Here is a 7609-nt window from a genome sequence, read left to right on the forward strand (position 1 = left end):
CGTGACCGCCGCGCTCGCCTGCGGGGGCRACGTGCACATCCTCGTGGCCGGCGCCAACGCCGCCGAAGCCGGCAAGGCCGCCGCCCAGATCGTGGGCGTGGCCAAGGTGATCGTGGCCGACAGCCCGAGCCTGGCCGAGAACCTGGCCGAGAACGTCGCCGCCCAGGTGCTGGCGATCGCATCCAACTACAGTCACATCCTGTTCCCCTCGACCGCCAACGGCAAGAACGTGGCCCCCCGCGTGGCCGCCAAGCTCGACGTGGCCCAGATCTCCGACATCACCAAGGTCGACAGCCCCGACACCTTCGAGCGTCCGATCTATGCCGGCAACGCAATCGCCACCGTGCAGAGCAGTGACGCCATCAAGGTGATCACGGTGCGCACGACCGGCTTCGATGCTGCAGCCGCCACCGGTGGCAACGCGACCGTCGAAACGGCTGAAGGCGTCGCCGACAGCGGCAAGAGCAGCTTCGTGGGCCGGGAAGTCACCAAGAGCGAGCGCCCCGARCTGACGGCYGCCAAGATCATCGTCTCSGGYGGCCGGGCGCTGGGCAGCGCCGAGAAGTTCACCGAAGTGATGGCCCCKCTGGCCGACAAGCTCAACGCCGGCCTCGGTGCCAGCCGCGCCGCGGTGGACGCAGGCTACGCCCCGAACGACTGGCAAGTGGGCCAGACCGGCAAGATCGTGGCACCGCAGCTGTACATCGCCGCGGGCATCTCGGGGGCCATCCAGCATCTGGCCGGCATGAAGGATTCCAAGGTGATCGTGGCGATCAACAAGGACGAAGAAGCGCCGATCTTCTCGGTGGCCGACTACGGCCTCGTGGCCGACCTGTTCGTGGCTGTGCCCGAGCTGGTGAAGGCGCTCTGATCGCACCGCTGCATTGAGCCAGAGGGCATCGTTCGCGATGCCCTTTTCGCATCCGCTGAATCTGGAGACAAGACATGAGCTACACCGCCCCCCTCAAGGACATGCTGTTCGACATCGAGCACCTGGCCAACATCGGCGAGATCGCCAAGCTGCCCGGCTTCGAGGACGCCGGCCTCGAGACCGCACAAGCCGTGCTCGAGGAATGCGCGCGCTTCAACCAGGACGTGGTGGCGCCGCTGAACATCGCGGGCGACCGCGACCCGTCGTCGTTCAAGGGCGGTGTCGTCACCACCACGCCGGGCTTCAAGGAAGCCTTTGCGCAGTACGTGTCGGGCGGCTGGCAGGGCCTGCAGCATCCGGCCGATTTCGGCGGACAGGGCCTGCCCAAGACCATCGGCGCGGCCTGCGGCGAGATGCTCAACTCGGCCAACATGAGCTTCGCGCTGTGCCCGCTGCTGAGCGATGGCGCCATCGAGGCGCTGCTCACGGCCGGCTCCGACGAGCTCAAGGCGGTGTACCTCGAAAAGCTCGTGAGCGGCCAATGGACCGGCACGATGAACCTCACCGAGCCGCAGGCCGGCAGCGACCTCGCCATGGTGCGCAGCCGCGCCGAGCCGCAGCCCGACGGCACCTACAAGGTGTTCGGCACCAAGATCTTCATCACCTACGGTGAGCACGACATGGCCGAGAACATCGTGCACCTCGTGCTGGCCCGCGTGACCGGCGCGCCCGAAGGCGTGAAGGGCATCAGCCTGTTCGTGGTGCCGAAGTTCATGGTCGGCAAGGACGGCGCGCTGGGCGCGCGCAACGACGTGCACTGCGTGAGCATCGAGCACAAGATGGGCATCAAGGCTTCGCCGACCGCCGTGCTGCAGTACGGCGACAACGGCGGTGCCGTGGGCTACATCGTCGGTCAGGAAAACCGCGGCCTCGAGTACATGTTCATCATGATGAACTCGGCCCGCTATGCGGTGGGCATGCAGGGCATCGCGATTGCCGAGCGCGCCTACCAGCACGCCGTGGCCTATGCGAAAGACCGTGTGCAGAGCCGCCCGGTCGACGGCTCGATCAACGCCAGCGCGCCGATCATCCATCACCCCGACGTGAAGCGCATGCTGATGACGATGCGCGCCTACACCGAAGGCTGCCGCGCAATGGCTTCGGTGGCCGCCGCCGCGTACGACGCCGCGCATCACCACCCCGATGCCGAGGCGCGCAAGCAGAACCAGGCCTTCTACGAATTCATGGTGCCGCTGGTCAAGGGCTACAGCACCGAGATGAGCCTCGAAGTGACCTCGCTCGGCGTGCAGGTGCACGGCGGCATGGGTTTCATCGAGGAAACCGGCGCGGCGCAGTACTACCGCGACGCCAAGATCCTCACGATCTACGAAGGCACCACGGCCATCCAGGCCAACGACCTCGTGGGCCGCAAGACGGCGCGCGACGGCGGCCAGACCGCGAAAGCCATCGCCGCGCAGATCGAGAAGACCGAGGCCGAACTCGCCAGGAGCGACAGCGCCGCGGCCGCGGCCGTGCGCAAGCGCCTGAAGGCCGCGCGCGAGGCGTTCGTCGAGGTGGTCGATTTCGTCGCGGGCCAGACCAAGGCATCGCCGAACGCGGTGTTCGCCGGCAGCGTGCCCTACCTGATGCTCGCGGGCAACCTCGTGGCCGGCTGGCAGCTGGCGCGCTCGCTGATCATTGCGCAGGACCTCGCATCGCGCAGCTTCGACACCGGCTTCATGCTCGCCAAGATCGCCACTGCGCGCTTCTATGCCGAGCACATCCTCAACAAGGTGCCGGGCATCCGCGACAGCATCGTCGATGGCGCCGAGAGCGTCACGGCACTGGCGCTCGACGCGTTCTGACGTCCCGGGGCATGGCCCCGTGTCGCCCATCTGACGGGCGGCTGAGGCCTCCCTCTCTTATAAAAGCCAAACCCATATCCGGAGACACCATGTCCAAGCTGCCCCCCGTCCTCGCGAACCTGCCGCTGCCGATCATCGGCTCGCCGCTGTTCATCATCAGCAACCCCCAGCTCGTGATTGCGCAATGCAAGGCGGGCGTGGTCGGCTCGATGCCTGCACTCAACGCGCGCCCCGCGGCACAGCTCGAGGATTGGCTGGCCGAAATCACCGAAGAGCTTGCCGCCTACAACAAGGCCAACCCGGACAAGCCCGCCGCGCCGTTCGCCATCAACCAGATCGTGCACAAGAGCAATGACCGGCTCGAGCACGACATGGAGATGGTCGTGAAGTACAAGGTGCCGATCGTCATCACCTCGCTCGGCGCTCGCACCGATGTCAACGACGCGGTGCACAGCTACGGCGGCGTGACGCTGCACGACATCATCAACAACAAGTTCGCGCAGAAGGCGATCGAGAAGGGCGCCGACGGCATCATCGCCGTGGCGGCCGGCGCGGGCGGCCATGCGGGCACGAAGAGCCCGTTCGCGCTGGTGCAGGAAATCCGCCAGTGGTTCGACGGCCCGATTGCGCTGTCGGGCTCGATCGCCACCGGCGGCGCGGTGCTTGCGGCGCAGGCCATGGGCGCCGACTTCGCCTACATCGGCACCGCCTTCATCGCGACCGAGGAAGCACGCGCCAGCGAAGACTACAAGCAGGCCATCGTGGACGGCTCTTCCGACGACATCGTCTACTCCAGCCTCTTCACCGGCGTGCACGGCAACTACCTCGCGCCCAGCATCGTCAAGGCCGGCATGGACCCGGCCAACCTGCCCGAAGGCGACGTCAAGACCATGAACTTCGGCGGCGGCGAGGGCAGCAAGGCCAAGGCCTGGAAAGACATCTGGGGCTCGGGCCAGGGTATCGGCGCTGTGACCGAAGTGGCGAGCGCTGCGGCCTTCATCGAAAAGCTCAAGCGCGAGTACCAGGAAGCAAGGCAACGGCTCGCTCTTTGAGCGACGACTGACCATGACTCGCGCCATCGCGTCCTCGTCGCCAGGGCGCATGCCGTTGCTCGATGCCGCGAAGGGCATCGCCTGCGCCGTGATCGTCGGGCATCACCTGTCGCGCTACGGGCCGATGCCCGCCGGCGCGTATGAGCTCGCGCCCGGTTTCTTCGGCTGGCTGGCAGACGACGGCCGGCTGGCGGTGCAGGTGTTTCTCGTGATCGCGGGCTTCCTTGCGGCGGCCAGCCTGGCGCCCGACGGCCTGTCGCGGGTCGACCGGCCCATTGCGCGCATCCTGCAGCGCTATGGGCGGCTGGTGATGCCCTACCTGGCCGCGCTCACCGTCTGCGTGCTGGTGGCCGCGCTGGTGCGGCCATGGCTCGATGAAGAGGTGGTGCCGGCGTCGCCGAGCATCGGCCAGCTGTTTGCGCACGGCCTGCTGTTGCAGGACCTGTTGGGCTACGAATCGCTGTCCACCGGCGTCTGGTACGTGGCCATCGACTTCCAACTGTTCGCCTTGGCGCTGGCGCTCATCGGCCTGCCGGCCTTGTGGCGGCGCCCGGCGCCCGGCACCGCGAGCCCGCCGTCGCGGTGGATGCCCGTGGCGCTGGTGCTTGCGCTGGCCATGGCCTCGCTCGCGCTCTTCAATCGCAATGCCGACCTGGACGACACCGCGCTCTATTTCTTCGGTGCCTACGGGCTCGGCATGCTGGTGTTCTGGATCGGCCGCGCGACGCGGGTCACCACCTGGCAAGGCGCCGTTGCGCTGCTGGTCCTGCTGGGGGCAGGGGCGCTCGCCATCGAGTGGCGCAGCCGCATCGCCACGGCGCTGGTGACGGCGCTGCTGATCGCGGTCGTGCAGCATGAGCACTGGTTGTCGCCAGCGAAATGGCCGGCGGTGGCGGTGCCGCTGCTGCGTCTCGGGCGCATCTCCTATTCGCTGTTCCTGATTCACTTTCCCGTGCTCCTCGCCATGAATGCGGTTGTCGCGAATCTCGGACCGCACGGCCCCTGGGTCGACCTGCTGGGCATGGTGGCGACCTTCGGCCTCTCGGTGGCCGCGGCGGCACTGCTCTACCGTTGGGTGGAGGCGCGCCCGGCATCGTGGCGCGGGGTGTTCGCGCTGTTCGCGGCGCTGCTGGTCAGCGGAATAGTCGTTTCGCACTAACGAACACGGCGCCCGCCCCGTGGCAGCGCGGGCGCCACTGCTGAATCTTCCTTGAACGGGTTGCGTTCGGGCGTCGGAGCGCGCAGGCTCCGGGCTCGTCAGTCGCTTCCGTCTTCGGTATGATTGTGGAAAGTTCAGTAAATACTGAAAATACACAAAACCAAGGAATGACCCAGCACTCGCCATCCCGACCGCCGTTGCAGGCTTTCGCGTCGCCTGACATCGGCAGCGTGGTGCAGGGCGTCGCCGCGCTCTTCTGGATTCCGCAGGCGGCATTGCTCGCGATGGCGGTCCAGGGGCTGGCTTCGGGGCAGGGCCTGGGTGCGGTGCAGCTTCCGGCGCTCGGCATCCTGCTGCTCGGAGGGTTGCGGGCCATCTGCGAGGCCTGGGGCGCGCGCCGGACCTTCGGCCGCGCCAGGGCACGGCTGTCGGCGCTGCGCGCGCAGGCTGCTTCGGCGCTCGCGGGCGGGTCGCCGCTGGACCGCAACCGCGCGGCATCGGGGCAGGCAGCCAGCGTGCTCGGCGAGCAGGCGGAGGCGCTGGTGCCGTACCTCGTGCGCTACCAGCCGGCGCGCTGGCGCGTGACGGTGGTGCCCCTTCTGATTGTTCTCGTGGTTGCGAGCCTCTCGTGGGTCGCGGCGCTGGTGCTGCTGGTCGCGGCCCCGCTGATCCCGGTCTTCATGGCCATCGTGGGTTGGCGTGCCAAGGCCGCGAGCGAGGCGCAGATGGTCGAGATGGGCGGCATGAACGCCTTCCTGCTCGACCGCCTGCGGGGCCTGGCCACGCTGCGCGCGCTCGATGCGGTGGACGCCACGGCCGTGCGGCTGGACGAGGCCGCGCAGTCGCTGCGCCGGCGGACCATGGCGGTGCTGCGCATCGCATTCCTCTCGTCGGCCCTGCTGGAGCTGTTCTCGGCGCTCGGCGTTGCGATGGTGGCGGCGTATGTGGGCTTCCACCTGCTGGGCACGCTCGGCTTCGGTGCCTGGGGCCGGCAGTTGAGTCTTGGAGAGGGCCTGTTCGTCCTGCTGCTCGCACCGGCCTTCTTCGAGCCGCTGCGCGAACTCTCAGTGGTCTGGCACGACCGCGYGGCGGGCGAGGCGGCGCTGCAATCGCTCGAACAGCTCCAGCGCAGCGAGCTGCCGTTGCCCGGTGCGAACGCCTGGGTGGCGCGTGCGGCAACGAGGGCCGCAAGCGCGGGCTCAGCACCCGCCATCGCGGTCCATGGCTTGCATTTCGCCTGGCCGGGGGAAGAGGCAGAGGAAGTCTTCGCTGGCTACGAGCTCCGCGTCGCAGCCGGCGAGCATGTCGCAATCACCGGGGCGAGCGGCGCCGGCAAGACGGCCTTGCTGTCGCTGCTCGCCGGACTCCTGCCTGTGACGAGCGGCGAGATCTTCATCGGCGGCGTGCCGCTGTCCGATCGCACGGTGACCGCGCTGCGGCAACGCATGGCGTGGATGGGGCAGAAGCCGCATGTGTTCGCCGGCTCGATCGAGGCCAATGTGGCGCTCGGACGCGCGGGCGTCGGCACGCCGCAGGTGGCGGCCGCGATGCGCTTCGCCTCGCTCGAAACCGTGGCGCAGGCCCACCCCGCCGTGGCGCTCGGCGAGGGCGGCAGCGGCCTGTCGGGCGGAGAGGCGGTGCGGCTCGCGCTGGCGCGCATCGCGGTCCATCCGCACGCGGACCTGCTGCTGGTGGACGAGCCCACCGCTCACCTCGACACGGAAACCGCAGAGCGGGTGGCCGACGCGCTGCTCGCCCTGGCCCAGGGCAAGACACTGGTCGTCGCGACCCACGACCCCGTGCTGGCCGCGCGCATGAACCGCGTGGTCTGCCTCGATGCAGAAGCGTTGGAGCGCGCGGCATGACGGCCTCCAGCAACAACTGGCACGACCTTCGCCTGGTGCTGCGCCCCTTCCTCGCTTCGCAGCCGCGTCCCTTGCTGTGGGGCGGCCTGCTGGCGGCCGTCACGGTGCTCGCAGGCATGGCGCTGCTGGGGCTCTCGGGCTGGTTCATCACCGCGACCGCGCTGGCCGGCCTGCATGCAGCCACCGCATTCACCTTCGATGTGTTCATGCCATCGGCCGGCATCCGCCTGCTGGCACTGGGCCGCACGGCATCGCGCTATGGCGAGCGGCTCGTCACGCACGACGCGACTTTCGCGGTGCTTGCGTCGCTGCGCGTGCGGCTGTTCCGCGGCTGGGCGCGCGCCGGGGCGGCACGCGTGCTGCTGATGCGTCCGGCGCGGCTGCTGTTCCGCCTGACGGCCGATATCGATGCGCTCGAGTCGCTCTACCTGCGCTTGCTGGTGCCTGCCGCCGCGGCGTTGGGCGCAGCGCTGCTCGCCGGCGTGGTGCTGGGTTTCATGCACGCCGGCATGGGGCTGGTGCTCATGCTCTGGCTCGTCGCCGTCGGCTGGGGCCTCGCATTCTTCATCGCGAGGCGTGCACGCCGACCGGCGGTGCGACGCGCGCATGCCATCGAGGCATTGCGCGCGCGTGCCGTCGACCTGGTGGCCGGCCAGACCGATCTGGTCATGGCGGGGCGCATCGATGCGCAACGCGAAGCGCTCATGAATGCGGACCGGCATCTCGCCAGGGCCGACCTGGCGCTGAACCGGCTCGAAACCGCAGCCGGCGTCGCCTATGGCAGCGCGGGCACCTTG

6 protein-coding genes are annotated in these 7609 nt (G+C 68.8%); all 6 read left to right on the plus strand.

The features are described from left to right. On the plus strand, positions 1–871 hold an 871-nt coding region (locus tag AC1DXX_RS32615; RefSeq protein ID WP_478138340.1), incomplete at its 5' end, for an electron transfer flavoprotein subunit alpha/FixB family protein. 74 nt (positions 872–945) lie between these two features. Beyond that, positions 946–2736, plus strand: coding sequence for an acyl-CoA dehydrogenase (locus tag AC1DXX_RS32620; protein WP_478138341.1), 1791 nt, complete (start codon positions 946–948; stop codon positions 2734–2736). 89 nt (positions 2737–2825) lie between these two features. Next, complete coding sequence (locus tag AC1DXX_RS32625; RefSeq protein ID WP_478138342.1) at positions 2826–3788, plus strand: NAD(P)H-dependent flavin oxidoreductase; 963 nt, start codon at positions 2826–2828, stop codon at positions 3786–3788. Between the two features lie 49 nt (positions 3789–3837). Continuing rightward, positions 3838–4947: an acyltransferase family protein gene (locus AC1DXX_RS32630; protein WP_478138345.1), complete on the plus strand. Its 1110-nt coding sequence runs from the start codon at positions 3838–3840 to the stop codon at positions 4945–4947. 167 nt (positions 4948–5114) lie between these two features. Further along, positions 5115–6812, plus strand: coding sequence for a thiol reductant ABC exporter subunit CydD (cydD, locus tag AC1DXX_RS32635; RefSeq protein ID WP_478138343.1), 1698 nt, complete (start codon positions 5115–5117; stop codon positions 6810–6812). After that, positions 6809–7609, plus strand: an 801-nt coding sequence (locus tag AC1DXX_RS32640; protein ID WP_478138344.1) for an ABC transporter domain-containing protein, incomplete at its 3' end; no start/stop codon positions are given. The genes cydD and AC1DXX_RS32640, both read left to right, overlap by 4 nt.

The sequence above is a fragment of the Variovorax sp. P4_B10 genome (assembly GCF_056402375.1).